The organism is Glycomyces terrestris (assembly GCF_003933745.1).
Taxonomy (GTDB): Bacteria; Actinomycetota; Actinomycetes; order Mycobacteriales; family Micromonosporaceae; genus Glycomyces; species Glycomyces terrestris.
Window position 1 is genome coordinate 521,794 of sequence record NZ_RSEB01000002.1, and the last position, 22,853, is coordinate 544,646.

At 71.4% G+C, this 22,853-nt stretch carries 21 protein-coding genes; 9 read left to right on the forward strand and 12 right to left on the reverse strand.

Annotated features, from left to right (window positions below):
* Window positions 1-309: 309 nt before the first annotated feature.
* The 3 genes from EIW28_RS07945 to EIW28_RS07955 form a co-directional block, all read right to left on the reverse strand.
* A complete protein-coding gene (locus tag EIW28_RS07945; protein ID WP_125247163.1) occupies window positions 310-960 on the reverse strand; it encodes an alpha-ketoglutarate-dependent dioxygenase AlkB family protein in 651 nt (216 codons plus the stop codon).
* Window positions 961-1,761: 801 nt separating this feature from the next.
* On the reverse strand, window positions 1,762-2,025 hold the full coding sequence (locus tag EIW28_RS07950; RefSeq protein ID WP_125247164.1) for a hypothetical protein: 264 nt from the start codon (window positions 2,023-2,025) through the stop codon (window positions 1,762-1,764).
* Window positions 2,026-2,065: 40 nt separating this feature from the next.
* A complete protein-coding gene (locus EIW28_RS07955) occupies window positions 2,066-2,395 on the reverse strand; it encodes a hypothetical protein (protein WP_125247165.1) in 330 nt (109 codons plus the stop codon).
* Between the two features lie 344 nt (window positions 2,396-2,739).
* Between EIW28_RS07955 and EIW28_RS07960 the strand changes: the two genes are divergently transcribed.
* The 3 genes from EIW28_RS07960 to EIW28_RS07970 all read left to right on the forward strand — a co-directional run bounded on the left by EIW28_RS07960 (window position 2,740) and on the right by EIW28_RS07970 (window position 5,950).
* The gene (locus EIW28_RS07960; protein ID WP_125247166.1) at window positions 2,740-3,603 is read left to right on the forward strand and encodes a Scr1 family TA system antitoxin-like transcriptional regulator; all 864 of its coding nucleotides are present in this window, start codon (window positions 2,740-2,742) and stop codon (window positions 3,601-3,603) included.
* Complete coding sequence (locus tag EIW28_RS07965; protein WP_125247167.1) at window positions 3,563-3,814, forward strand: DUF397 domain-containing protein; 252 nt, start codon at window positions 3,563-3,565, stop codon at window positions 3,812-3,814. The genes EIW28_RS07960 and EIW28_RS07965 overlap by 41 nt, the downstream gene beginning before the upstream one ends.
* Window positions 3,815-4,006: 192 nt before the next feature.
* Window positions 4,007-5,950: a hypothetical protein gene (locus tag EIW28_RS07970; protein WP_158630321.1), complete on the forward strand. Its 1,944-nt coding sequence runs from the start codon at window positions 4,007-4,009 to the stop codon at window positions 5,948-5,950.
* Between the two features lie 290 nt (window positions 5,951-6,240).
* Here the strand turns inward: EIW28_RS07970 and EIW28_RS07975 are convergent, their stop codons facing one another.
* The 4 genes from EIW28_RS07975 to EIW28_RS07990 all read right to left on the reverse strand — a co-directional run bounded on the left by EIW28_RS07975 (window position 6,241) and on the right by EIW28_RS07990 (window position 10,437).
* The gene (locus EIW28_RS07975) at window positions 6,241-7,716 is read right to left on the reverse strand and encodes a family 43 glycosylhydrolase (protein ID WP_125247169.1); all 1,476 of its coding nucleotides are present in this window, start codon (window positions 7,714-7,716) and stop codon (window positions 6,241-6,243) included.
* Between the two features lie 192 nt (window positions 7,717-7,908).
* Window positions 7,909-8,973 carry an arabinan endo-1,5-alpha-L-arabinosidase gene (locus EIW28_RS07980; protein WP_125247170.1) on the reverse strand — a complete coding sequence of 355 codons (1,065 nt, stop codon included), beginning with the start codon at window positions 8,971-8,973 and terminating at the stop codon, window positions 7,909-7,911.
* Window positions 8,974-9,257: 284 nt separating this feature from the next.
* Complete coding sequence (locus tag EIW28_RS07985) at window positions 9,258-9,455, reverse strand: hypothetical protein (RefSeq protein WP_125247171.1); 198 nt, start codon at window positions 9,453-9,455, stop codon at window positions 9,258-9,260.
* Between the two features lie 163 nt (window positions 9,456-9,618).
* A complete protein-coding gene (locus EIW28_RS07990; RefSeq protein ID WP_125247172.1) occupies window positions 9,619-10,437 on the reverse strand; it encodes an NAD(P)H-binding protein in 819 nt (272 codons plus the stop codon).
* 107 nt (window positions 10,438-10,544) lie between these two features.
* On the opposite strand from EIW28_RS07990, the gene EIW28_RS07995 reads away from it, so the two are divergent.
* Window positions 10,545-10,928: a winged helix-turn-helix transcriptional regulator gene (locus EIW28_RS07995; protein ID WP_187350585.1), complete on the forward strand. Its 384-nt coding sequence runs from the start codon at window positions 10,545-10,547 to the stop codon at window positions 10,926-10,928.
* Window positions 10,929-11,165: 237 nt separating this feature from the next.
* Here the strand turns inward: EIW28_RS07995 and EIW28_RS08000 are convergent, their stop codons facing one another.
* Genes EIW28_RS08000 through EIW28_RS08015 form a run of 4 tightly spaced genes read right to left on the reverse strand, consistent with a single transcriptional unit; the run spans window position 11,166 to window position 15,600 of the window.
* Window positions 11,166-12,002 carry an RICIN domain-containing protein gene (locus tag EIW28_RS08000; RefSeq protein WP_125247174.1) on the reverse strand — a complete coding sequence of 279 codons (837 nt, stop codon included), beginning with the start codon at window positions 12,000-12,002 and terminating at the stop codon, window positions 11,166-11,168.
* A 25-nt stretch (window positions 12,003-12,027) separates the two neighbouring features.
* The gene (locus EIW28_RS24130; protein WP_158630322.1) at window positions 12,028-12,744 is read right to left on the reverse strand and encodes an RICIN domain-containing protein; all 717 of its coding nucleotides are present in this window, start codon (window positions 12,742-12,744) and stop codon (window positions 12,028-12,030) included.
* Window positions 12,745-12,788: 44 nt separating this feature from the next.
* Window positions 12,789-15,260 (reverse strand): TPR repeat region-containing protein, encoded by a 2,472-nt coding sequence (locus EIW28_RS08010; RefSeq protein WP_125247175.1) that lies wholly within the window; start codon window positions 15,258-15,260, stop codon window positions 12,789-12,791.
* Window positions 15,261-15,282: 22 nt separating this feature from the next.
* Entirely contained in the window at window positions 15,283-15,600 is a 318-nt protein-coding gene (locus tag EIW28_RS08015; protein ID WP_125247176.1) for a hypothetical protein, read from the reverse strand.
* A 269-nt stretch (window positions 15,601-15,869) separates the two neighbouring features.
* Between EIW28_RS08015 and EIW28_RS08020 the strand changes: the two genes are divergently transcribed.
* From EIW28_RS08020 to eccCa, 5 genes are read left to right on the forward strand one after another with little or no spacing between them, the layout of a single operon-like run.
* Complete coding sequence (locus EIW28_RS08020) at window positions 15,870-16,217, forward strand: hypothetical protein (protein ID WP_125247177.1); 348 nt, start codon at window positions 15,870-15,872, stop codon at window positions 16,215-16,217.
* A gap of 15 nt (window positions 16,218-16,232) precedes the next feature.
* On the forward strand, window positions 16,233-16,535 hold the full coding sequence (locus EIW28_RS08025) for a hypothetical protein (RefSeq protein ID WP_125247178.1): 303 nt from the start codon (window positions 16,233-16,235) through the stop codon (window positions 16,533-16,535).
* A complete protein-coding gene (locus EIW28_RS24135) occupies window positions 16,532-16,867 on the forward strand; it encodes a hypothetical protein (RefSeq protein WP_158630323.1) in 336 nt (111 codons plus the stop codon). Before EIW28_RS08025 ends, EIW28_RS24135 begins: the two co-directional genes overlap by 4 nt.
* An 11-nt stretch (window positions 16,868-16,878) precedes the next feature.
* Entirely contained in the window at window positions 16,879-18,210 is a 1,332-nt protein-coding gene (gene eccD, locus EIW28_RS08030) for a type VII secretion integral membrane protein EccD (RefSeq protein ID WP_158630324.1), read from the forward strand.
* 1 nt (window position 18,211) lies between these two features.
* Entirely contained in the window at window positions 18,212-22,192 is a 3,981-nt protein-coding gene (gene eccCa / locus EIW28_RS08035; RefSeq protein ID WP_125247180.1) for a type VII secretion protein EccCa, read from the forward strand.
* 4 nt (window positions 22,193-22,196) lie between these two features.
* On the opposite strand, the gene EIW28_RS08040 is transcribed toward eccCa, so the two are convergent.
* A complete protein-coding gene (locus EIW28_RS08040) occupies window positions 22,197-22,577 on the reverse strand; it encodes an Mth938-like domain-containing protein (protein WP_125247181.1) in 381 nt (126 codons plus the stop codon).
* Window positions 22,578-22,853 lie beyond the last annotated feature (276 nt).

Genomic DNA, 22,853 nt, shown 5'->3' on the forward strand with positions numbered 1-22,853 from the left:
CCGGAGTCCGCAGGCCGCGCGCTGAGCAGGGACTTCCTCGACCGAACCGGGCACGCCGGCCCGGAGCCCGACCGCTAGCGGCCGGAGTCCGCAAGCCGCGCGAGGTCGAACCCGGCCCCGTGCGGAGGCCCCTCTTCACCTTCTGCGCCGGACTCGGCTGGGACGCCTCGATAATCAAGAAGGTGGATTCGTACCGCAAGTAGCGCAATCTCGGCGCGTCGCTTCCAGCTCACGCCCCCCGTGCGAACCGAACCCAGGCCCACTTCAGCTTCAGCTCGGGAGCCCGGTCTGAACCGAACCCAGGCCGCCTCAGCTCGGGAGCCCGGTCGCCCGGATCGTCAGGTTGAGGCGGCCGGTCAGGCCGAGCCATCTGGGAGCGGTGCCGGGAAGGATTCGCGGCACCCCGTGGAACGCGAAGCGCGAGGGGCCGCCGAACACGAACAGGTCCCCGCTGCGCAGCTCCATGTCGGTGTATGGCCGCGAGCGCGATTCGGTGTTCCCGAAGCGGAAGACGCATGTGTCGCCCAGGCTGAGCGAGATGACCGGGGCCTTCGACAGTTCGTCTTTGTCCTGGTGCATGCCCATGTGCGCCTTGGCGTCGTAGAAGTTGAGCAGTGCCATGTCATATGCCAGGCCCTCCTCCGGCGCCCGGCCGAAGGCGTCGGCGAGCGCCCGGCCGGCGAGTTCGCCGAGCTCGGGCGGGAACGGCTTCACCGGCGTACCGTCGTCGGCCGTCTTCGAGAAGTAGTAGGGGCGCCACTGCCAGCCGAGGCCGACCACCTTGGCGGACATGACGCCGCCGCCCGGCGTGCGCACGGTGCGCATGCCCGCCGGAGGCCGCGCCCATTCGCGGCACGCCGCGACCAGCTCGCGCTGCTCCTGCTCGCCGAGCCAATCCGGCAGCAGCACCGCACCGGGCGCGACCTCAGTGCGCGTCCTCGGGAACAGCTCGCCGTCCACAGCCCGAAGTCTAGATCCGGGACGACTCGCACGCTCCGCCTTGCGGCGACCGGATACTCCGGAGCTGGGGAACTGGGGAGGTGGGGAGCTGGGGATTTGGGCGCGGGCGCGGATGCGGGCGCGGAGGGGGAGAGGAGGAGTGGCGCAGCGGGGAGCGGGGGAATCGCGGTGCGGGGAGTGGCGCAGCGCGGGAGTAGGAAGCGGGGAATCGCGGTGCGGGGGAGTGGCGCGGAGCGGGAGCCGGGTTTGGGTGCGGGGGAGCGGGGGCTCGATCGGGACGCCGGTGGGGAGTCGGCGATCCGGGTTCGGGTGCGGGAGAGCGGGGGGCGAAGGGGCCGGGAAGTGGGGGAGGGGGTATCTGAGTGTGGGTGCGGGGGACGAGGAACCGGGAAGTAGGGGAGCGCGGGAATCCGGGTGCGGGTGCGGGTGCGGGTGCGGGTTCGGGGGAGTGGCGCGGCGTGGAAGTAGGGAGCGGGGGGAGTGGCGCAGCGGGGAGCAGGGGGATCGCGGTGCGGGGAGTAGTGCGGCGCGGGAGCAGGGAGCGGGGGATCGGGAGCGGGGAGTGGCGCGGCGGGGAGTGGCGGGAATGGCACAGCGGGGGGCGGGGAGTAGCGCGGAGCAGGGAGCGGGGAGTGGCGGGAATGGCACAGCGGGGAGCGGGGAGTGGCGCAGCGGGGGAGTGGCTTCGTGGGCGGTGGCGCAGACGAAGAGGGCCGGTCGATCCCCACCAAGATCGACCGGCCCGGGGGCCCCGGCGGCCCGCCCGAAGTTGGATGACCGGGCCGCCGGGAGGATTCAGGTTCAGGTGTCGTCCGGCTCGGCGATGAGCGCCCGGGACTGTTCGAGGATCCAGGGGCACCATGCGTCACCGCGCCAGGCGATGGACCACTCCGGAACGTCTTCGGAGTCGTCGGTGAACCGGCAGCACTCGCGCGGACCGGCGCCGTCATCGACATCGACGAGGTACACGGTGATCCGATTCGGCCGCGCGGGATGGTCCGCGCCGAGGTGATAGAGCGTGAAGACCGCCGGGCCGCGCCGGAAGTCGCCGAGGTAGCCGTCCACGCCAGGCCGGCCGTCGGACCGGAGGCTGTACGGGTCCCGCTCACCCATCGCAGAACCTCGTCTGCGCCTGCGGCTGCGGACTGCCGTTGTAGAAGACGTGGAAGGCCGTCGCCCGCGCCCACTCGCGCCACTCGGCGGTGCGGTTCCGCCACTCGTCGCCCCAGGTGGCGTGGAGGTTCTGAGACGTGAGGCCCGAGACGATCAGGACCAGGTCGGCTCGATTCCCGTTGGCGCACACCTGGAACGAATCCGGCACCTCGGCACTTGACGCGTAGACGGTATAGCGGTTCGACCCGTCGCCGAACCCGCCGCGCTCCAACGGGTCGGGCGCCGCTGCATTCGGTCTCGGGCGAGTGTTCTGATACGCCATCGCTTCCTCCATTAGAGAGTGTCGGATACCCGACAGTTCTGGGTGCCGGGGAGCCGCAGTAGGTCGTTGGGAGGCAAGGCTCCCCGGTCTTCCACCGATCGCGGATCGGGCGACCGTCCGCGATGACACCACTCTAATCGACGTTTTGCCAGGTCAATGCCCATGTCACCCTTGAAGTTCCGGTGTTCAGGAACGGGGTTCCATGGTGGGTGTTCAATTCCGGGACGCCGAAATGGAACCCCGTTGCGGGTACCCGAAACTGCATCGAGTCGTGATGAAAGCCGATGGGCTGCTTTGTGCGATCATCGCTACTACACGTGATTCGCGCAGCTAGGGAGGCCGCGATGGCAGGAACGGTCTTGTACCAGAAGTTCGCACGGGCATACTTGTTCGCAGAGGTCAACATCATCTCGCAGGAAGCCGGATGGACCCCGAACCAGTTCGCGAAGGTGATGGGCAAGAGCGGCAACACGATTCGAGCCTGGCTCGACCGCGAGCGGCTTCCGGACCTCGGCAATCTCTCGCTGATCTGCGACCGCGGAGGAGTAGCGGAGGCACGAAAGCGGTTCATCCTCCATGTCGGCGAGCAGTTGCTCACCGGCTCCGAGCTGATCTCGAACCTCGAGCAGCGCAACATGTACGTGGTCGAAAGCGCCGAGCGAACCTATGGCTCATTCGTGAAATGGGACCCGGTTCTGCCGTCGGCGCTGGTGCAGACCGAAGCGTTTCACATGGTGTTGCAGCCCGAGCCGCTTGAAGGCCGGGCCAGCAAGGTCAAGCACTGGCTGCGGAAGAAGCAACGCCAGGAGAACTTCTTCAGCCGAATCGCGACAGCAGAGTCTCCTACAGCGGAGATCTACATTCCTTCAAGTATCTTCGCTGTCCTCGATCGGCTGTCGGCGAAGGACAAGCGAGCGCAAATCGATAGGATGATCGAGGTGAACGCGATGCCGGGGTGTGAGGTGCTTGTAGTGCGATCGCCGTTGGTTGTGCCGTTCTCATTCGAAGGGTTCAAAGCGGCTGGTCAGAGCGCTGCCGGGCCGGATTTCGTGTATGTGGAAACGTTCGACCAGAGCCGCCACGTGGTCGAGCCGAGAAATCTTGCCGTGTATGATCAAGCCCGCAGCCTTCTGCGGGCTGACTCGCAAGGGATTGAAGGGTTTCTAGATGGTGGAATACACCGGCTGGCGGAAGAGCACCCGGAGTAGCAACACATCCAACGCTGACTGTGTTGAGTGCCGCCAGACCTGGCGGAAGAGCACCCGCAGCAATAACACTGCGAACTCGGACTGTGTCGAAGCCAGGAACACCGCTGCGGGGTTCCAGGTGCGGGACTCCAAGCTCGGGCACGACTCCCCGGTCTTCGACCTCGGCGCCGCCGACTTCACGAGCCTCCTGCGGGCGACCCGCCGCAGCTAGGCTCCTCCGAACCCACAGGCCCCCTCGCTCGCGAGGGGGCCTGCTGCTTTCCCTCGACACGACATGATCACCGTTCTGGGGCTCATCGCCGAAAAAATATGAATTATCAGTATGCAACTACCGAGGATGCTCGAAGCGCTCATATGTCGTGCGGCCCAAGTGAAGCCGCGACTCCGATCAGAAGGAGAGACGATGCGCAGACAACATACGCTCGGTGCGGCGGTGGTGATCTCGGCGTTGGCAGGGGTCATCGTCAGCGGCGCAGCCGCGAGCGCCGAGGTGAACGATGCCGAAGCGACGGACCCGACCGCGGGCGGCGCGACCGCGTCTGAGGACACCGCAGCCGACTCGGTCGTGCTCCCGACCGGCGACACGGTCCGCCTGACGCCCGGCGGCGGCGTCGACGTGACCCCGGCACCGGGCCGGGAAGACATCGAGTTCGTCGGGCAGACCTCCACCGGCGGTTCCGCGGACGTGATCGTGGTGCCGGTAGACATGCTCGAAGCGATCAGGTCCGGCGAGGCCGACCCGCGGCGCTACAACGTCTCCCAGCTCCTCGCGGGCGGGCACACCGACGCCGGTGCAGTCCCGGAGTCCGAACTGGACTCCCGCGAGTATGCCGGGCTGTTCCCGGTCGAGGCAGGGGCGTCGGTGACGGCGTCGGCCGCGGCGCAGGAGCTGACCGTCAGCGTCAAGGACCGCTCAGGCGGTACGCCGGAGGATTCGATCGTCGGATGGGTGCATGCCGGCACCGGCGAGACCGGTGAGATCGAGATCGGTGAGGACGGCACCGGCACGGTCGCGCTCGAACCCGGCGAGTACATGATCATGACGACGCTCTTCGACCGCTCCGACACCACCGGCCGGAGCGAGGCCGTCTTCGGCTTCACCGCGGCGACCGTGGGCGAGGAACCGACGAAGCTCGAAGTCGACGCCGCCGCGGCCGCGCCCGTGACCGCCGAGGTCGAGCGCGAGGACGCGGTCCTCACGGACCACCTCCTCTACCTGGAGACCACCTACGAGAGCGGAAGCTTCGGCACGTTCGACTTCCTGGACCCCGACGCCGACGTCTTCGTGCTGCCCCAGCCCGAGACCGGTGAGTTCGGGTTCAACTTCATCTATCAGCCGGTGTTCGCCGGTGCGGAGGACGGGGGCGTGCCGTACACGTACACCCTCGCGTTCCCCGAAGCCGGGTCGATCCCGGCCGACCCGGCCTACACCGTCGCCGACGCCGATCTCGTCGAGGAGGAGACCGACTTCCAGGACCTCGGCGTCGAACTCGAAGGGATGCAATGCGATTACCCGATCGGCTGGGAGGACCAGTTCTTCCTGTTCTCGCAGTGCACGGACCGCGTGTTCCCGTCGAAGGCGACGACGCTCCTCACCGCCGAATCGGTCCGGTGGGACCGGCACACCGAGGGGGTCGTGCTCGATGAGCAGGGCGAGTTCCTCGACGGGTTCTACACCACGCAGCAGGACGTCGCCTTCGAGCCGGGTTCGGCCAAGCGGGCGATCGGGGACGGCCCGCTGGCCGCGGGCGTGCCGTATGCCGAGCGCGAGGGGGATCGCATTTCCGGCGGGGTCACGCCGGTCGCCAGCCATGGGGGCGAAGTGCTGCGGATGTTCGACTTCGCGAGCGGCGAGGTGACGCTCAGCCGCGGCGGCGAGCTGATCGGCACCAGCGACTCCTGGGGTGAGTTCAGCTTCAAGCTGCCGTACGGCGACGAGGGCCGCTACACGCTGACCTCCGAGGCCGCCCGAGGTAGTGTGGCCACGCCGCTGGCCGTGTCGGCGACCGCGACCTGGGAGTTCGACTCCGCCACTGCGGAACTCGAACTCCTGGACCTGCCGGTCGTGGTCGTGGAGGCCGCCGGCGTGCAGCACGGCTGGGCCGAGGGCGACGAGCCGTTGGAGCTGGAGCTGTCGCTCTCCTCCGGCGAGCAGGAGGCCGAGTCGATCGGCCTGGAGGTCTCCTATGACGACGGTGCGACCTGGACTGAGGTCGAGGTCGACTGCGGCACTGCGGAGCTCGTGCACCCGGAGGGCGCCGAGTATGCTTCGCTCCGCTTGACCGCCACCGACGCGGCGGGAACCGAGGTCACCCACACCACGATTCGCTCCTTCGGACTGCGCTAGCGTCCGGACCGGGCGGGGTGTTCGACCTGTGAGTCGAGCCGGGCGGTCGCGCTCGTGACCCGTACCGGGCGGGGTGTTCGGTCTGTGCGCCGGGGCGGGCGTTCGCGTTCGAGACCGGCACCGGGCGGGGCGTTCCGACCGTGAGCCGAGCCGGAGTTCGCGCTTGAGACCGGCACTCGGGCATCCGGTTCCATGGCCGCACAAGCGAACAGCGCGGAGCGTCCGCGTTCATGAAGCGGGCCGGTCGATTCTCTAACCGAGATCGACCGGCCCGTTGTCGCGCCGGACCGCTACTCGCCCGACGGGGCGGCGATCACGACGCCGCTCGGGAGCGGGGTGCCGAAGTCCGGGGTGCCGTCGGCGTTCCACGTGATCGGCTGGACGCGGGTCTCGCGGGTCGAGCCGCAGCCCTGGGCCGCAGTGGTGTTGGCGTGGTAGACCAGCCACTCCTCCGTGCCGTCAGGCGAGGTGAAGAAGCCGTTGTGGCCCGGGCCGAACGCCCCGCCGCCCCGCTGGAGGACCGGCGTCGAGGTCTTCGTCCACGACGAGGCCGACAGCGGGTTCGAGCCGGTCAGTTCGAGCAGGCCCAGCTTGTAGTCGGGCGTGTTGCACGAGGAGGCCGAGAAGGTCACGAACGTGCGCCCGCCGTGCTGGAGCACCGCCGGGGCCTCGTTCGTCCTGCCGCCCTGGATCTCCCAGCCGTAGGTGGGCTTGGAGATGGTGACGTGCGAGCCGGTCACCGTCCACGGGTTCGACATCAGGGCGATGCGGATGGACTGGTCGGCGCCGACCCACTCCGACCACATCAGGTACAGACTCCCGTTGACCTGGAGGTAGGAGCCGTCGATGTTCCACTGGTTGGGGAGCGGCGTGGACATGAACTCGTACGGGCCCATCGGGGTCGAGGAGGTCGACCGCAGCACGTGGAGCTTCTGGCCGTCGAAGTTCGTCTGCGAGTTCCCGGAGGTGTACATGAGGTACCAGACGCCGCCGATGCGGTGGAACTCCGGCGCCCAGTGCGAGCAGCAGCGGCTCGGGGTGCCCGAGTCGTTCCACACCACCGTGTCGGCGGCCGTCTTGAGGCCGTTCAGGGTCGTGGCGCGGCGCATCGTGACCGTGGAGTCCCAGGTCGTCGTCGCCATGTAGTAGTAGCCGTCCCAATACTCGATCCACGGGTCGGCTCCGTTGGCGCGCAGGGGGTTCGAGACGGTCGGCTCGCCGCTCGCGGGGACCGCGTCGAGGCGCCAGCGCTGGGCGTTCAGGCCGTTGTAGGTGTACTGGGAGATGCGGGCGCCCGCGCTGGTGGACCACTCCCAGAGGTCGAGGGCCTTGCCGGAGAAGCGGTTGACGAAGGAGTAGGTGCCGTCGGCGTGCTCGGTGACCGACCATTGCTGGTTGGTGCCGCCGAGGTCGGTCCACTGGGCGATGGTGGCGCCGTCGGCGGCGTTCCACTCGTAGACCTCCAGGACCTGGTTCGAGTGCCGGGCCTGGATCTTGTAGTAGCCGCCGCCCGCGTCCACGAAGCGGAACTGCTGGCAGGTGCACTGGTTCGGCGTGTACTGGTTGAGGACCGCGCCGGCCGTGGTGGAGGCGTTGAGGATGTCGAGCGCCAGGCCCGAGTGGGCGCTCGTGATGGTGAACCAGGTGCCGGTCGTGACCGCGGCCTTCGCTGGCTTCGCGGTCGCGATCGACAGGCCGAAGGCCGCGAGGGCGGCGATGAGGGCGAACACGACGAGTGCGCGCCCGCGGGTGAGGGTTGTGGACATGTTGCGCTCCAAGCGGAGTGATTGCAGGTGTGAGGGAGGGACGCACCGGCTGGGGTGCGCCCCGGGCGGCGGCTCTGGTCAGCCGCCGTTCGAGCGGTCAGGCGGTCGCGGCGGGTCGCCGCGGCCGGTGGGACCCGTCGGCGGCCGAGGCCGTGTCCGGCCCTCGGCCGCTGACGCGGCCCCGCCTCCTCGTCAACTGCCGTTGAGCACGGGCCAGCCCGCCGAATTCCATTCGATCCGCTCGATGTCGAGCGTGAAGCCGCCGTTCGAGCCGTATGCGTGATAGGAGATCAGTCCCCTGTGGATGGACTGCCCGCCGGAGGCGACGTTGCTCCCATACGCGCCCAGGACGACCGTGCCGCCGCCGTTGCGCATGTCGACGCCGTTCGCGTCGAGGAACGGCCCGGTCGGCGAGGTGGAGCGGCCGACGGTGATCTTGTAGGTGGAGTTCGCCCCCGCGCAGCAGGTGCCGATCGAGGTGAACAGGTAGTAGTAGTTCCCGCGCTTCGTCATCGACGGCCCTTCGATGCCGCCGCTCTTGGTGGCGAGGCGGATCGGGACGGCCCCCGCGGCCGGCTTGCCGGAGGGCCAGTCGAGTTTGAGGATGTGGATGCCCTGCCACCAGGAGCCGAAGACCATCCAGTGGACGCCGGCGTCGTCGACGACGATGTTCGGGTCGATGGCGTTGTAGGCGTTGCCTTCGTACGACTGGAAGACCGGGCCCCGGTCGGTCCAGCCGTAGCCGGGGGCGGCCGGGTCGAGCGTCGGGCTGGTGGCGAGGCCGATCGCCGAGCGCTGCGACCCGAACGTCGAGGCCGAGTAGTAGAGGTAGTAGAGGCCCTGCGCGGCGTCGTAGTGGATCTCGGGCGCCCACAGGTTCGAGACGCCGGGGATCTGCTGGGTGATCCAGGCGGGCTTGGCGTTCCAGATGGTGCCGAGGCTCGACCAGGTCTGGCCTCCGTCGGTGGAGCGGCGGATCGGGATGGTCCCGCCGCCGAACCGGGCGTCGCCGGTGGCGAACACGTACCACGGCTGGCCGGAGCACCCGGCCCACAGCGCGGGGTCGTGCGCGCCGAGGCTGCCGCGGATCGAGCCCGGCTGCGCGGGCGCGCACTCCTGCTGGGCGGTGATCTCTGCGCCGGCGTCGGCGGTGACGAGCATGAACGTGGCGGCGGTCGTCAGCGCCGCCACGAGCACGGCGAGGGCGGTCGTCAGGCGCCGCCTCGGGCCGGTGCGGTCTGCGGTCTCGGTGGTCATGGGTGGACTCCTTCTGCCCCTCGGCGGTGAGGAGCGGTCGGGAATGGGAGCCGGGAGCGGTGCCGGGCGGCCCTCGGCTGTGGGATGAAATCGGGATATTTGTGGATGTCTATGGGCTTGAAACCGTAGCCTAACCGAGTTTTACCGCTAACACAATGCTGATCCACAACGTTGTACAAAAAACTTTCGTAGCGCCGACGATGGCCGGGGCCCGCCCGCGCCGGGGAACGCCACAGGGGCGCGGGTGGAGCCGATCGGCTCCACCCGCGCCCCTGCGCCACAGATCAGCGGAAGCCAGCGGTGTTGCGCTTTTGCCATGCCGCGAACGGGGTCGCGGGGCGGCCGAGGATGTGCTCGATGTCTGGGCTGACCGCCTGCTCGGCGGGGGAGGAGCTGTCGAGCACGCCGAGCGTGGCCTCTACGACCCGCTCGGGCATGAAGCCGAGCATCCGGGCGCGGGCGCAGTGTTGCACTCCGCCCACGCCGCGAACCAGGTGCGGGGGGTTAGCGGAAGCCTGCGCCACCACGAACGGCGTGCGCCCCGGGGCAGTGGAAGGCGGCGGCGTTGGGGTTCGCCCGCGGCGGGGAACGCCGCAGGGGCGCGGCCGGAGCCAATTGGCTCCGCCCGCGCCCCTGTGCCCTGGTTCAGCGGAAGGCGGCGGCGTTGCGCTTGGCCCACTCGGCGAAAGGCGTCGCGGGCCGGCCGAGGACTCGCTCGACGTCTGGGCTGACCGCCTGCTCGGCGGGGGAGGGGGTGCCGAGCACGCCGAGGGTGGCCTCCACGACCCGCTCGGGCATGAAGCCGAGCATCCGGGCGCGGGCCTCGTCGCGGGTGAGTTCGGCGAAGGCGACCGGTTCGCCCACCGCCTCGCCGATGGCCGCGGCCTGCTCGCGCGGGGAGATCGCGGCCGGGCCGGTGAGCGTGTACGCCCGGCCCGCGTGGCCCGGTTCGAGCAGCGCGGCGGCGGCGACCGCGGCGATGTCGGCGGGGTCGATCGCGGGGAGCGCGATGTCGCCGAACGGGGCCTCGACGGTGCGGCGGGTGCGCACCGACTCGGCCCAGCCGAAGGCGTTGGAGTCGAAGTTCCCCGGCCGCAGCATCGTCCACTCCAGACCCGACTGCATGACGGCCTCCTCGAAGTCCGCGAGGTGGCGCCCAGTCGCGACCCCCTGCGAGGAGAGCAGCACGACGCGGCGGACGCCGCTCGCCTTCGCGGTCGCCATGACCGCGCTCATGTCGCCGTGCACGATGAAGTCGGCGGCGGTGACGACGAAGAGCGCCTCCGCGCCTTCGAGGGCCGGCTTCAGGCTTTCGGGCTCGGACAGGTCGGCTCGGTAATGTGTCACATACTGCCCGGTCGCGGCCGCGCCGCGGGTGACCGTGTTGACGCGCTCCCCGGCGGCGGTGAGGGCCTCCACGAGCGGGCGGCCGACGTTCCCGGTGGCTCCGGTGACAGTGATCATGACTTGGTTCTCCTTGTGTCGGTGGTGAACCCAAAGCTAGGAGGCCCGACGCGGTTTCGGAAGGACGCACTTCGAAGTAAGCTCATGTCGTGTTCGTAGGAAATCAGGTGCCCTGGCCCGTCCGCGAAGGCGGCAGTGAGGTGTTTCACCGCCAGTGCCCGGCGGTGCAGGTGCTCGACCACATCACCAGCCGCTGGGGGATCTGGGTTCTGCTCGCGCTCCGCGGCGAGGACCTGCGCTTCTTCGAGCTGCGCGAGCGCATCGACGGCGTCAGCGAGAAGATGCTCTCCCAGACGCTCAAGCACCTGGTCGCCGACGGCCTCGTCTGGCGGCGCGTCGAGCCGACCGTCCCGCCGCAGGTCACCTACGGCCTCACCGACCTCGGCACCGGCACCGCCGACCGGCTCGGCGGCATCTTCGACTGGATCAAGGACAACGCCGAGACCGTCCTCGACGCCCGGGCGAAGGCCGGAACCGTCGAGTCCCGGTAGCCCCGGTCCAGGCCCCTTCGGTGCCGCAGTGAAGTGCCGCCGAGGGCGGCCAAGTCCCGGTAGCCCGGCCGCTTCGGGTGCCGCCCGGAGGCCAAGCCCCGATAGCCCCGCCCGCCTCCGTGCCGCCAGTCGGTGCCGTCCAGCGGCCACAGACTCGCGTGGCCCCGGCCGCCTCGGTGCCGCCCGCCGGTAGGCGCCGCCCAACGGCCACAGGCCGCGTCGCCGCGCTGCGGCGGATCAGATCAGGCGGAACCGCTGGCCCGCGTCACCCGAGTCGCAGCTGTTGGTCGCCAAGGGCTGCCCGTGGTCGTTCCAGCGGCCGTCGAGGATGCCCATGCACAGCCCGGACGAGCTGGTCGCGATCGAGTAGAGGCCGTCGCCCAGCGGTTCGAGCTCCCAGAACTGGGTCTCGGTGAACTCGCACCCGTACGCGGCCATGAGATAGCCCTCCTGGTCGGCCGGCGCGTCGGCGCCCATGCAGGCGCTCCAGTCGGGGAAGTGCATGTTGAACACGTACACGCCCTCGTCCCAGGCGACGACCTGGAGCGTGTCGGGATTCGGGGCGTCGCAGTGGGCCAGCACGACGACCGTGCGGCCCTCGTTGCCCGGCTCCGGCCCGGTGCTCAGGCACAGGCCGCTCGCCTCCTGCTGCACCCGGTACCAGCCGTCGGCCGGATAGTCCGGTTCCGGTTCGGGCGCTTCGGACTCGCGCTCCTCGGCGGTGTCCGCGGGCGGGTCCGCCTCTTCGCTCGCCGACTCGGAGGGCGACGGGGACGGGCTCGGTGAGGGCGAGGGGGAGGCCGGGGGCGACACGGGCGCGGACGGCGAGGCGCTCGCGGTCGCGTCGTTCGCCGCGGCCTCCGGTTCGTCGCCGCCGGTGGCCGCCATGACGGCCGAGATCACGGCGATGGTGAGCACGAGCGCCACCACGGCGGCGACGCCGGCCATGGTCTGGCTGGTGCCCAAGCGCATCCGGGCGCGTTCGAGGAACTCGCGGAGGCGCGCGGGCAGGTCGTTCGGCGAGTGGTGACGGTGCCGGGGTCCGTGCGGAGTGGAGGGCGGCCTGGGTTCCACGGAGGGGTCCTTCGGAGACGGTCGTTCAGGGGACCAGCAGCGCGAAGCGCTGGTGCGGGTCTGCGTCGTCGCAGTCGGTGGTGCCGATCGCTTCTCCCGCCACGCCTTCGGCCTGCCACAGCAGGCTCAGGCACAGGCCGGTCGCGGTCACCGCGACGGCGTAGGTGTCGTCGCCGCGCTCGGTGAGCTGGAAGCGCTGGAGGTCGTCGTCCGCGCACTCGTATGCGGCCGTGAGATAGCCGTCGCCGTCGCCGGGCGCGTCCACGCCGAGGCAGGCGCTCCAGTCCGGGAGCTCCATGCCGACGGTGTAGACGCCGGCGCCCTGCGCGGCGAACGCGAAGGCCGCCGGCTCGGTGGCGGCGCAGTCGCCGATGACGACGACGGTGCGCGTCTCGTTGCCGATCTCCGGACCGAGGGTCAGGCAGAGCCCGGTGGACTCCTGCCGGACCAGGTACGCCCCGTCGGCGGGCAGCGCCGGCGCGTGCTCTCCGGGCGCGGCCTCGGGTGCCGTCCCGGATTCCGTTGCGGCCGAAGCACTCGCGTCGTCACCGGCCTGCGGGGCGGGGCCGCCGCCGGAGGCGATGACGGCGGCGACGATCGCCACGAGGAGGACCACCGCGACGACGGCCGCGGTGGCCGCGACGGCGCGGTTCGCGCCGATGCGGTCGCGCATGCCCGTCAGCGCGTCCTGGATCCGGTCGGGCAGGTCCCGCTGGGGCGGGCGCGGATCGGTCTGGGTCACAGTGGAGGTTTCCTAGCTCGGGGGAGGGGCGGGGACCGGCCGGATCACTGGTCTTTGCGCTGGTCGTCAAAGGTGCTGAGGTACGTCTTGAGCTTGTCGCTCAGCTTGTCTCCGAACAGGCGGTGCAGCTCCTCGGTGGCGAGGCGGTGGTCCAGGTTCTTGTCGACGCTGCCCTTGACCGGGGGCTCGTTGGCGGCCAGGATCTCCTCGACCGGGCGGAGCCTGCCGCCCTCGACCAGCCGCGGGTCGGCCTTCTGGACGTCGGCGATCGTGATCCCCGAGTCGGGGTCCTTGAGCGCCTGCTGCACGACCGCGTGGTTGACGGCGAGATCCCACTGCTCCTTGCTGCGGTCCCAGGTCTGCTTGTAGTCGGCGGGGTCGGGGGTGACGCCCTTGTCCCAGATGAAGTCGTGCGACTGGGCGACGCCGGGCGTCCACTTGAAGAACTCGGTGAGCTGCCGGACCCCCTGCTGCCCCAGCCGTCCGAGGGACCTGGTCCCCGGGAGTTCGAGGATGAGCTCCTTCGCGGCGGCGGCGCCGGCCCGCGACCAGTTGGAGTGCTGGGTGGCGAGCGCGGTGGCGCGGTCGGCGTCGGTCTGCGCCTCCGTGAAGACCTTGTTGAACCCGTGGTCGAGCAGGCCCATGAGCATGCCCGACTCGTTCGCCTGCGACTGGGCCTCCTCGGGGTCCTTCCAGCCGTCGGCGTAGGCGGCCTCGGCGAGGGCGTGCGCGTACGCGGCCTGGCCGAACTTCTCGCCGGCATCGGGGCTGCCCATGATCATCTCGATGAAGTTCCGCCGGGTGTCCATGGACAGGTACATCTGCGAGGCCGGGTTGCCGAAGGTCGCCTGGTCGTCCCCGCCGTTGTCGGCGGCGCTGAAGTAGTCGAGGTACGCCGCGGCGGTCTTGCCCATGGCGAAGGCGATCTCGGGGTTGGCCTGGCCGATCGGGGCGTTCTCGAAGCTCCCGATCTTCCCGTAGGAGTCGGTGAAGAAGTCGTACGCCGACTGGTCCCAGTGGCTCGCGGGCTTCTCGTTGGTCATGGTCGTGAACAGGGCGTAAGCGGACTCGACGGCGCGGTCGCGTACGGCGGGGTCCTTCGAGGACGCGTCGTCGCCGATCCAGTCGATGAGGCCGGACGCGGCCTTCCCGTCGTCCTTCCACTGAGGACCGAACAGGCCGCGGAGCACGTGCTCGGGGCTGTCCTTGCCGTAGTCGGGGTGCTGGAGCACCCCGGTGAGCAGGGCCGCGTTCGCGTCCCGGCTGCGGGTGGAGACCTCGAGGACGTCGAGCAGCCGGTCCTCGGAGCCGATCCGGAACGAGGAGTCCGCGTCGGCGACCGCGAGCGTCAGCGCGGCCGAGTATTCCCTGCCGCCTTCGAGGTCGTCGAGGCCGCGGCCCTTCATGGCGCTGAAGAACTCGCCGAGGCCGCGCAGTTCGGCGGCGGTCTCGCGCGAGTACGGCGGCCGGTCGCCGGTGCCGAAGAAGTGGTCCACGAGGGTCTTCATCGACTGCGGCATGCGGGAGCCGCCGCCGCCGATCCGCGGGTCGGACAGGGCGAGGAGGCCGCCGCCCATGGCCGCCATGATGAGCGCCCGGTCCGCTTCCGGTGTCTTGGAGCCGTCGAGGATGTCCGGGATCAGGTAGAGCACGCTGGTCTGGATCGGGTTCTGCGCGGTCCAGGGCTGGTCCATGCCCTTGAAGAACTGCTCCAGGAAGTCGAGCTGCCCGGTGGTGAGCGTGCCGCCGTCCTGCTGCTTGTCGCGGGCCTCGCCCGCGAGCGCCAGGAGCGCTTCGAGCATCTTGCGCTTGTCGGCGGGGAGCGCCTCGTCCTCGTTGATGAACTCGCGCAGCCACTCCGCGAACGCCTTGCCGTCCGCGCCGGTGAGCGGGGGCACCCCGGCCGCCGCCCCGAAGAGGTTGAACATCGCCCAGGTGCCGCCGCCCCCGGCCGCGAGGGACTTGAGGTTCGCGGGGGTCGGGCCGGCCTTGAGGCGGGACCCGGCGGTCTTCGCGTCCCGCTTGTACTGCTCGTACGCCGCGTTGACGATCCCCTGGAAGTTCGCGAGGGCCCCGGCGCCGGCGTCGGCGATGGCGTTGTCCATGACCTTGGACTGCACGTCGCCGGGCATCCCGGCGGTGACCCCGGCGGACTCGGCGGTGACGCCGAAGTCGTTCGCGACCTGCTCGGCCCACAGGCCCTGGTACTTCGCGGCGAGCTTCTGGTAGGTCTCGGCGTCGTCGGCCCAGCGGCCGGTGACGGTGCTGCCCCACACCGAGCCCTGCATGGCCTTGCGGGCGGCCTCGATCGACTCGGCGCCGCGGCGGCGCAGCGGCTCGGCGACGAGTTCGGAGAACTCGACGGCGGTGGAGTTCATCTGCTCCATGACGTCGGCGCCGCGCCCGATGATGCTGCCGGACTTGGCGTCCAGCTCGGTCGCGAGTTCGCGGAGGGTGTCCACGACGGCGTTGGAGACCGGGATGTTCAGGCTGCCCAGGGTGGGAATGCTCGGCATGGGGGGTTCTCCTTCGAGCGGGTCAGACCGGTTTGATGCTCGGGGCGCTGGGCAGCGGCGCGTCGACGCTCTGGAGCCCGGCGTTGTCCGTGTCGGTGCCGACGCCCTCGCCGACGGTGGCGTGGGTGGTGCCGCCGACGCTGACGCCGTGGTCGGCGGTCTTGGCGAGGTCGGTCGACCAGGTGGCGCCGAACTCGTCGTAGCCCTCGACGACCTCGGGTTCGCCGGCGGCGGCGACGCACTGGTTGACGATGCCGAGGAGTTCGCCCTTCAGCGCTCCGAACCGGTCGGCGCTGTCGATCGTCAGTCCGCCTTTGGCGCTGGCCTGATCGGGATTCATGCCGACGTAGTCCATCGGTCCTCCAGGGGGGTGCAGGCGCGGAATGCGGTCAGCGTATCGGGAAACCGTGAGGATCGGAAGAACTTCGGATGAACTGTCTCGCTTGCGCCCCAACGGAAGTGAAAGGAGGTGCAGAAGTCGCGCAACCGGTTCCCGAGGGTCCGGAGTGGTTCCGTCCGCTCTTTACTTCCGCTTCACGCCCGTGTCAACATGTACCGATACGCTCCCCAGCACGGGCCATTCGCATCCTGCTCAAAGGAGGAACCCCCATGGCCGGAAACGAATTCGGTCTCACTGAGGCCAATGCGCTCAACGTCAGCGCCAACGACCACTCCGTCTCCGTCGAAGAGCTCTTCGGTCAGCTCCAGTCCCTCATCCAGGAGATGGAGAACGACGTCAACGCCCAGGGCGGCAACGCGCTCACCGCCTTCCGCACCGCCAAGGCCGAGTTCGTGACCGCGTACAACGCCCTCGCCGACAAGTACGGCGTCAGCGCCATGACCCAGGGCTCCACCAGCACCGAGGGCTTCACCACCGACGACGCCAACGAGGCCGGCTTCGCCGCCGTCCCCGGCGCCATGCCCGCCATCAAGCCGATCAACATCGGCATCGCCTAGAAGGGAGCGTCCACAATGCCTGGACAAGGATACGAACTGTACGGCAACGTCGGCGAGCTCGAGAACCTCGCGGGCGTCCAGCACACCTACCGCGGCCGCTTCGAGGCCATCCTCGGCCAGATCCAGGGCGCCGTCGGCACCGTCACCCCCAAGTGGACCGGCGCCGGCCTCGACGGCTTCACCACCTTCAACCAGACCAGCGAGACCGAGTTCACCGACGTGCAGGCCGCGTTCAACAAGCTCGCGACCGCCACCGAGGACGCCGGATCCAACTGGAACGGCTCCATCGCCCGCATCAACGGAATGTGGGGCGCTTGACCGAGCCCCAGGCGCAGTCCAAGCCGGCCGAGGCCGGCGCCGACCTCGCGCCCCTGGTCATGCGGCGCACCGGCCAGAGCGAGCGCTACGTGCTCCAAGCCGCCGCGCTCCGCCGCCGCCAGCTCCGCGCCGCCGTCCTCTACGGCTCGGCGCGAAGCTGGCGGCAGCGCCAACCCCTGTGGCCCGCCGCGCTCATCGGCGTGATCGCGGTGGCCCTCATCGTCGCCGCGATCGCCGTCGCCGGCGCCTTCGAGAAGCAGCGGCAGCGCGAGGCCGAGGAAGAGGCCGAGCGCGAAGCCACCGTATCCGCCCCGTACGCCAGCCCGGACTGAGAAGGCCCACCTTGCCCGGTCGATACAGCACCGTCACCGTCGTCGGCCCCCGCGCCACCCGCGACCTGGCGCTCCCCGACGACCTGCCCGTCGCCGAACTCCTCCCGCAGCTGCTGCGGCACACCGGACCCGACGAGCCGGAGGCGGACGGCACCGGCTGGGCGCTGTCCACCATGGACGGCACGACGTTCGCGCCCGGCGGGACCCTCGCCGAGGCCGGCGTCCCCGACGGCGGCGTGCTCCTCCTCCACGACGCCACCGCCGCCGCCCTCCCCGGCACCGTCGAGGACGTCCGCGACGCCGTCGAGGACGCGATCGACGCCGGCGGCGCCCGCTGGGAGTCCGGCACCGGCCGCCTCCTCGCCGTCGCCACCGCCGGGCTCCTCGTCGCCGCCGCCGCGTTCAGCCCCGGCGCCGACTCCGCCGTCCTCCTCACCGGCGGCCTCGTCTGCCTCCTCGCCGTCCTCATGTCCTGGTGGTCCGCCCGCCAGCACGACCTCATGACCCACCTCGCCCTCACCGGCGGCGCCCTGTGGGCCGGCCGCGTCGGCCACACCGCCGTCGAGGTCCTCGCCGCCGACGGCGCGGCCCACCAGTCCACGCGCATGATCGGCGCCGGCATCGCCGCCCTCGCGTTCGTCGTCGTCGCCCGCGCCGGCGCCCGCCTCGCCACCGCCTACGCCGTCGGCATCGCCGCCGTCCTCGCCCTCGGCGCCCTCGCCTGGGCCCTGTGGGCCCGCCTCGGCCTCTCGGCCGTCCGCGCCGAGACCCTCGTCCTCTTCATCGCGCTCTTCGCGATCGCCCTCGTGCCCCGCCTCGCGATGTCCTCCGCCGGGCTCTTCGCCCTCGACCGCGACGTCCGCGCCGGCGAGCCCACGAGCGACGAGCACCTCGCCCGCCGCCTCCAGGCCACCGACGCCCGCCTCACCGGCGCCGTCTGCGGCCTCGCCGCCACCGCCGGCGCGGCCTCGGCCCTCCTTGCGGCCCAACCCGACCCGTGGGCCTCCCTCATGGGCGCGGGCGGCGCGCTGGCGCTCCTGACCCGTTCCCGGATCTTCGAGCTCGTCCGCCACGTCGCCCCGCTGCGCCTCGCCGGCATGGCCGCGCTCGCGTGGTCGGCATGGCTGTGGATCGGCCACTCCGCGCCGCTCCTCGCCTGGCTGCCCGCGCTCGCGGTCCTCGCCGGACTCGCGTACGTCTCGGTCGCCTCCATCTCGCGCTCGGCGGTCTCGGCCGCGTGGTGGCGGCGCGTGGTCGCCGTCGCCGAGACCCTCCTCGTCGCGGGCATGATCACCCTCGCCGGGCACCTGTCGGGCCTGTACGCGATGATCGGCGGCATCTGACATGGGGACCGCCGTCGTCCGCCGCCCGGCCCGGCGCCCCGCCCCCGAGGTCTCCACCGAGCCGATCACGCTCGCCTCGCCGCCGGCCCTGGGCGACCCGCCCTCGGCGGTCATGGGCGCGCCGATGCTCATGATGCCGCTCATGTCCGGCTCGGGCGCGATGGTCATGGTCCTGTCGAACCTCGAACGGCCCCTGTACGCGACGGCGGGCCTGCTCATGCTCGTCGCCAGCGTCGCCATGGGCGTCGTCCTGTTCGCCGCCATGCGGTCCGGGCCGCGCCGCAAGCTCCGGCAGGAGCGCGAGCGGTACCTCGACTACCTCGAGGACGCCCGGCACACCATCCGCGAGGCCGTCAAGGCCCAGCGCGACCACGCCGCCCGCCGCCACCCGCACCCCGGGCTGCTCCTCGGCCTCGCGTGCGACCCGGGCCGCCGCTGGGAGCGGCGCAACACCGACCCCGACCTGCTGCACGTCAGGTGCGGCCTCGCGTCGGTGCCGCTGAGCCGGGCCCTGTCGCTCAAGATCGACGAGCAGAGCCCGCTCGTCGTCTACGACCCCGTATGCCATTCGGGCGCAGAGGAACTCGTCGACCAGTACGCGAACCTCGCCGACCAGCCGCTCACCCTCGCCGTCGGCGAGGTCGGCGAGACCGCGATCATCGGCGAGTTCGCGCGCACCCGCGCCACCGCGCAGGCGATGCTCGCCCAGCTCGCGGTCCTCGTCGCCCCCGAGGACCTGCGGATCGCGATCGTCGCCCACCCCACGGTCGCTCCCCAGTGGACGAAGCTGTCGTGGCTGCCGCACCTCCTCGCCGACCCCACCGCCGCCGAGGCCCCCGTCCCGCTCATCGCCCCGACCACCGCCGAACTCGCCGAGCTCCTCGCCGACGACCTCGCGGTGCGCGCCGGGGAGCTGCGCCGCCGCCGCGGCGGCCCGCCCGGCCCCGGCACCCGGCGCCTCCTCGTCGTCGTCGACGGCGAGCACCAGGTGTCCCTGCCCGGCGTCCTCCCCGACACGAGCGCGAACGAACTCCTCGGCGTGCACGTCTGGACCCTCGTCGCCGAGCAGCGCCAGGAGCCCGAGCACACCGCCGCGCGCATCGCCGTGGACGCCGACCAGATCGCGGTGACCCGCATCGAACGCGCCGACGGCGCCGTCGCCGAGACCACCCGCACCGGCCGCCCCGACCGCCTCGACCCCGCCGACCTGGCCGCGATCGCCCGCGCCGTCAGCCCCTGGCGGCTCGCCCTCGACGACGTCTCGCACGCGCTCTCCGGCGTCCACGGCCTCGCCGACATCCTCGGCGTCGCCGATCCGGCCGAAGTGGACTGGCGCCGCACCTGGGCCCCGCGCGAGGAGTCCGCGCTCCTGCGCGTCCCCTTCGCCGTGGACGCCGACGGCCGCCCCGTCGAGCTCGACCTCAAGGAGTCCGCGCTCGGCGGCATGGGCCCGCACGGACTCATCGTGGGCGCCACCGGCTCCGGCAAGTCCGAGGCGCTGCGCACCCTCGTGGCGGCGCTCGCGGTGCGCCACTCCCCGGAGCGGCTCGCGCTGCTCACCGTCGACTTCAAGGGCGGCGCCACGTTCGCCGACTGCGACGACCTGCCGCACAGCGCCGGCGCGATCACGAACCTCGCCGACGACCTCGGGCTCGTGGACCGCTTCGCCGAGGCCCTGTACGGCGAGATGGCCCGCCGCCAGCAGATCCTCAAGGACGCCGGGAACCTCCCGAACGTGCACGCCTACGCGCGGCTGCGCGAGGCGCGCCGCGCCGAGGGGCAGCCCGACCTGGAGCCCCTGCCGCACCTGCTCGTCATCATCGACGAGTTCTCCGAGCTGCTCACCGCCAAGCCCGACTTCTCGGACCTGTTCGTCGCGGTCGGCCGCATCGGCCGCTCCATCGGCGTGCACCTGCTCCTCGCGACCCAGCGCCTCGAGGCCGCGCACCTGCGCGGCCTCGAATCGCACCTGTCCTACCGGATCGGCCTGCGCACCTTCTCCGAAGCGGAGAGCCGCGAGGCGATCGGCGTCCCCGACGCCTACCGGCTCCCGCCCGAACCCGGCTCCGGCTACCTCAAAGTGGACACCACGATCTTCACGAGGTTCAAGGCCGCCATGGTCTCCGGCAAGTACACGCCGCCGCGCGAAGTCGAGCAGCGGAGCCTGCCGGTGCTGCCGTGGCCGGTGCCGCCGGTCGTGAACGTCCTCGACGCGCTCGTCAACTCCGCGGCCCTGCGACCCGGCGGCGAGCAGCCCGACCCCGAGCACTCCGTGCTCCGCGTCCTCGTCGCCTCCCTCGCCCGCGCCGCCCAGACCGACGGCATCCCGAACGTCCGTCCAGTGTGGCTCCCGCCGCTGCCGGAGTCCCTGCCGCTCTCCGCCCTCGACACCGACCCGGCCGAGCCCGGCGCCGGCCTGCGCGCCGTCCTCGGCCTCGCCGACCACCCGCGCGAGCAGCGCCAGGACGCCCTCGAATGGGACCTCGCCGGCGCGGACGCGAACCTCGCCGTCCTCGGCGCGCCCACCTCCGGCAAGTCCACGCTCGTGCGCACCCTCGTCTCCGGCCTCGCCCTGCGCTACCCGCCGACCGCGTTCGCCGCCTACGTCATCGACTACGGCGGCGGCGCCCTCGGCGGCCTCGGCCGCCTCCCGCACGTCGCCGTCGCCGCCGGCCGCGCCGAGCCCGAACTCGTCGCCCGCACCCTCGCCGAAGTCCGGTCCCTCCTCGACGCCCGCGAGCACCTCATGCGCGCCAAGGGCATCGACTCAGCCGCCGGGCTCCGCCGGGCCGCCGCCGCAGGCACGGTCGACGTCCCCGGCGACGTCCTCCTCGCCATCGACGGCTGGGGCGGCCTCACCGAGGCCAAAGAGGACGCCAACGACCTCCTCATGGAGATCGCCTCCCGCGGGCCCGCGCTCGGCGTCCACACCGTGCTCACCGCCGTGAACTCCGCGCAGATCCGCGCCCGCCTCGCCGCCGCGATCTCCGGCCGCATCGAGCTGCGCCTCGCCGACGCCTTCGACTCCGGCATCGACCGCAAGCTCATCGAGGAGCTCCCCAAAGAGGTCCCCGGCCGGGTCCTCAACGCCGACAAGCACTTCGGGCACATCGCACTCCCGCGCGTCGACGGCTCCGGCGACACCGCCGACCTCGCCGACGGCTTCGCCGACCTCGTCGACGCCGTGCGCCGCCGCTGGCCCGGCCCCGGCGTCGCCGCCGTCAAGGCCCTCCCGGCCGACGTCGCCCTGAGCGAACTCGTGCCGCCCCTCCCCGCCCCGGCCCCCGGCGACCCGTTCGCGCTCGCGCCCGTCGTCGGCGTCGCCGAGAGCGACCTGCGGCCCGCCGCGATCGACTTCACCGCCGACCCGCACCTGGTCGTCTTCGGCGACACGCAGACCGGCAAGACCACGCTCCTGCGCGCCATCATGCGCCAGATCGTGCGCCGCCCCAGCGACGAGGCCGGCATCTTCCTCGTGGACTACCGGCGCTCGCACCTCGAAGAGGTCCCCGAGGACCACCTCGTCACCTACTGCAACACCGGCCCGCACGCCGCCCAGAACGCCTTCGAGCTCGCCGAGGCCCTGAAGAAGCGCCTGCCCGGACCCGACGTCACCCCGCAGCAGCTGCGCGACCGCTCCTGGTGGACCGGCCCCGAGGTGTTCGTCGTCGTCGACGACTACGACCTCGTCCCCACCTCCGCCGGGAACCCCCTCGCGCCCCTCACCGAACTCGCCGCCCACGGCGCCGACCTCGGCCTCCACCTGATCCTCGCCCGCCGCACCGGCGGCGCGAGCCGCGCCGTCTACGAGCCCCTGCTGCGCCAGCTCTGCGACATGTCCAGCCCCGGCCTCCTCTTCTCCGGCGACCGCCTCGAGGGCCGGCTGATCAACGGCACCGCCAGCCGCCAGCTCCCACCCGGCCGCGCCCTCCTCACCCGCCGCGGCCAGAACCCCGACCTCCTCCAGATCGCCAGGCCCTGACCCGTCAGCAGGTCGAGTGGAACAGGCCCCCGACCCGCCCCGGGTCGGCGTTGTACAACTCCACGGCCTCGCGGGTCTCCGCGGTCCGGTACGGGACCCCGAGGCGCTCCAGCAGCGCGACCGTCGCGGGGTCGACCTCGAGCCGCCGCTCCATCCCGAGCGAGAGCACGATCGACTCGGCGCCGTTGTCGATCAGGTACTGCACGTCGGCGGGCTGGATGCCGGGGCTGTGCTCGGTGCCCGACTCCCGCCAGTCCCACGGCCTCCCGCCCCCCGGGTGGAGCATGAAGTCCTTCCCGGTGCCGAGCCCGTCCACCTCCATCCGCCCCCAGGCGACTGAGAGGATCTTCGGGGACGCCGTGTCGTCATGCGCTGCATCACTCATGCCGCCATGATCTCGCGCCTGCCTCGGTATCGCCATGCCGATACCTCCGACACCCGGCCCGATACCGTGGACCGATGCGGTGAAACTGCTGCGGCCCATAGCGTCGAGGGATGGACCAGACCGCTCCGCGCGAGCCCTTCGCGCGCCGCCTCGCCCCCGCGCTCGGGCCGCCATGATCCCGCACCTGCTTCGGTATCGCCATGCCGATACCTCCGACACGCCGCCCGATACCGCGGACCGATGCGGTGAAACTGCTGCGGCCCATAGCGTCGAGGG

Coding starts and splice junctions, on each gene's coding strand:
- EIW28_RS08015 (WP_125247176.1), bottom strand. CDS start 15,600: ATGAATCCCGATCAGGCCAGCGCCAAAGGCGGACTGACGATCGACAGC.
- EIW28_RS07990 (WP_125247172.1), bottom strand. CDS start 10,437: ATGATCACTGTCACCGGAGCCACCGGGAACGTCGGCCGCCCGCTCGTG.
- EIW28_RS08020 (WP_125247177.1), top strand. CDS start 15,870: ATGGCCGGAAACGAATTCGGTCTCACTGAGGCCAATGCGCTCAACGTC.
- EIW28_RS08025 (WP_125247178.1), top strand. CDS start 16,233: ATGCCTGGACAAGGATACGAACTGTACGGCAACGTCGGCGAGCTCGAG.
- eccCa (WP_125247180.1), top strand. CDS start 18,212: ATGGGGACCGCCGTCGTCCGCCGCCCGGCCCGGCGCCCCGCCCCCGAG.
- EIW28_RS07980 (WP_125247170.1), bottom strand. CDS start 8,973: ATGACCACCGAGACCGCAGACCGCACCGGCCCGAGGCGGCGCCTGACG.
- EIW28_RS07970 (WP_158630321.1), top strand. CDS start 4,007: ATGCGCAGACAACATACGCTCGGTGCGGCGGTGGTGATCTCGGCGTTG.
- EIW28_RS07955 (WP_125247165.1), bottom strand. CDS start 2,395: ATGGCGTATCAGAACACTCGCCCGAGACCGAATGCAGCGGCGCCCGAC.
- EIW28_RS07975 (WP_125247169.1), bottom strand. CDS start 7,716: ATGTCCACAACCCTCACCCGCGGGCGCGCACTCGTCGTGTTCGCCCTC.
- EIW28_RS07965 (WP_125247167.1), top strand. CDS start 3,563: ATGGTGGAATACACCGGCTGGCGGAAGAGCACCCGGAGTAGCAACACA.
- EIW28_RS08010 (WP_125247175.1), bottom strand. CDS start 15,260: ATGCCGAGCATTCCCACCCTGGGCAGCCTGAACATCCCGGTCTCCAAC.
- EIW28_RS07960 (WP_125247166.1), top strand. CDS start 2,740: ATGGCAGGAACGGTCTTGTACCAGAAGTTCGCACGGGCATACTTGTTC.
- EIW28_RS08040 (WP_125247181.1), bottom strand. CDS start 22,577: ATGAGTGATGCAGCGCATGACGACACGGCGTCCCCGAAGATCCTCTCA.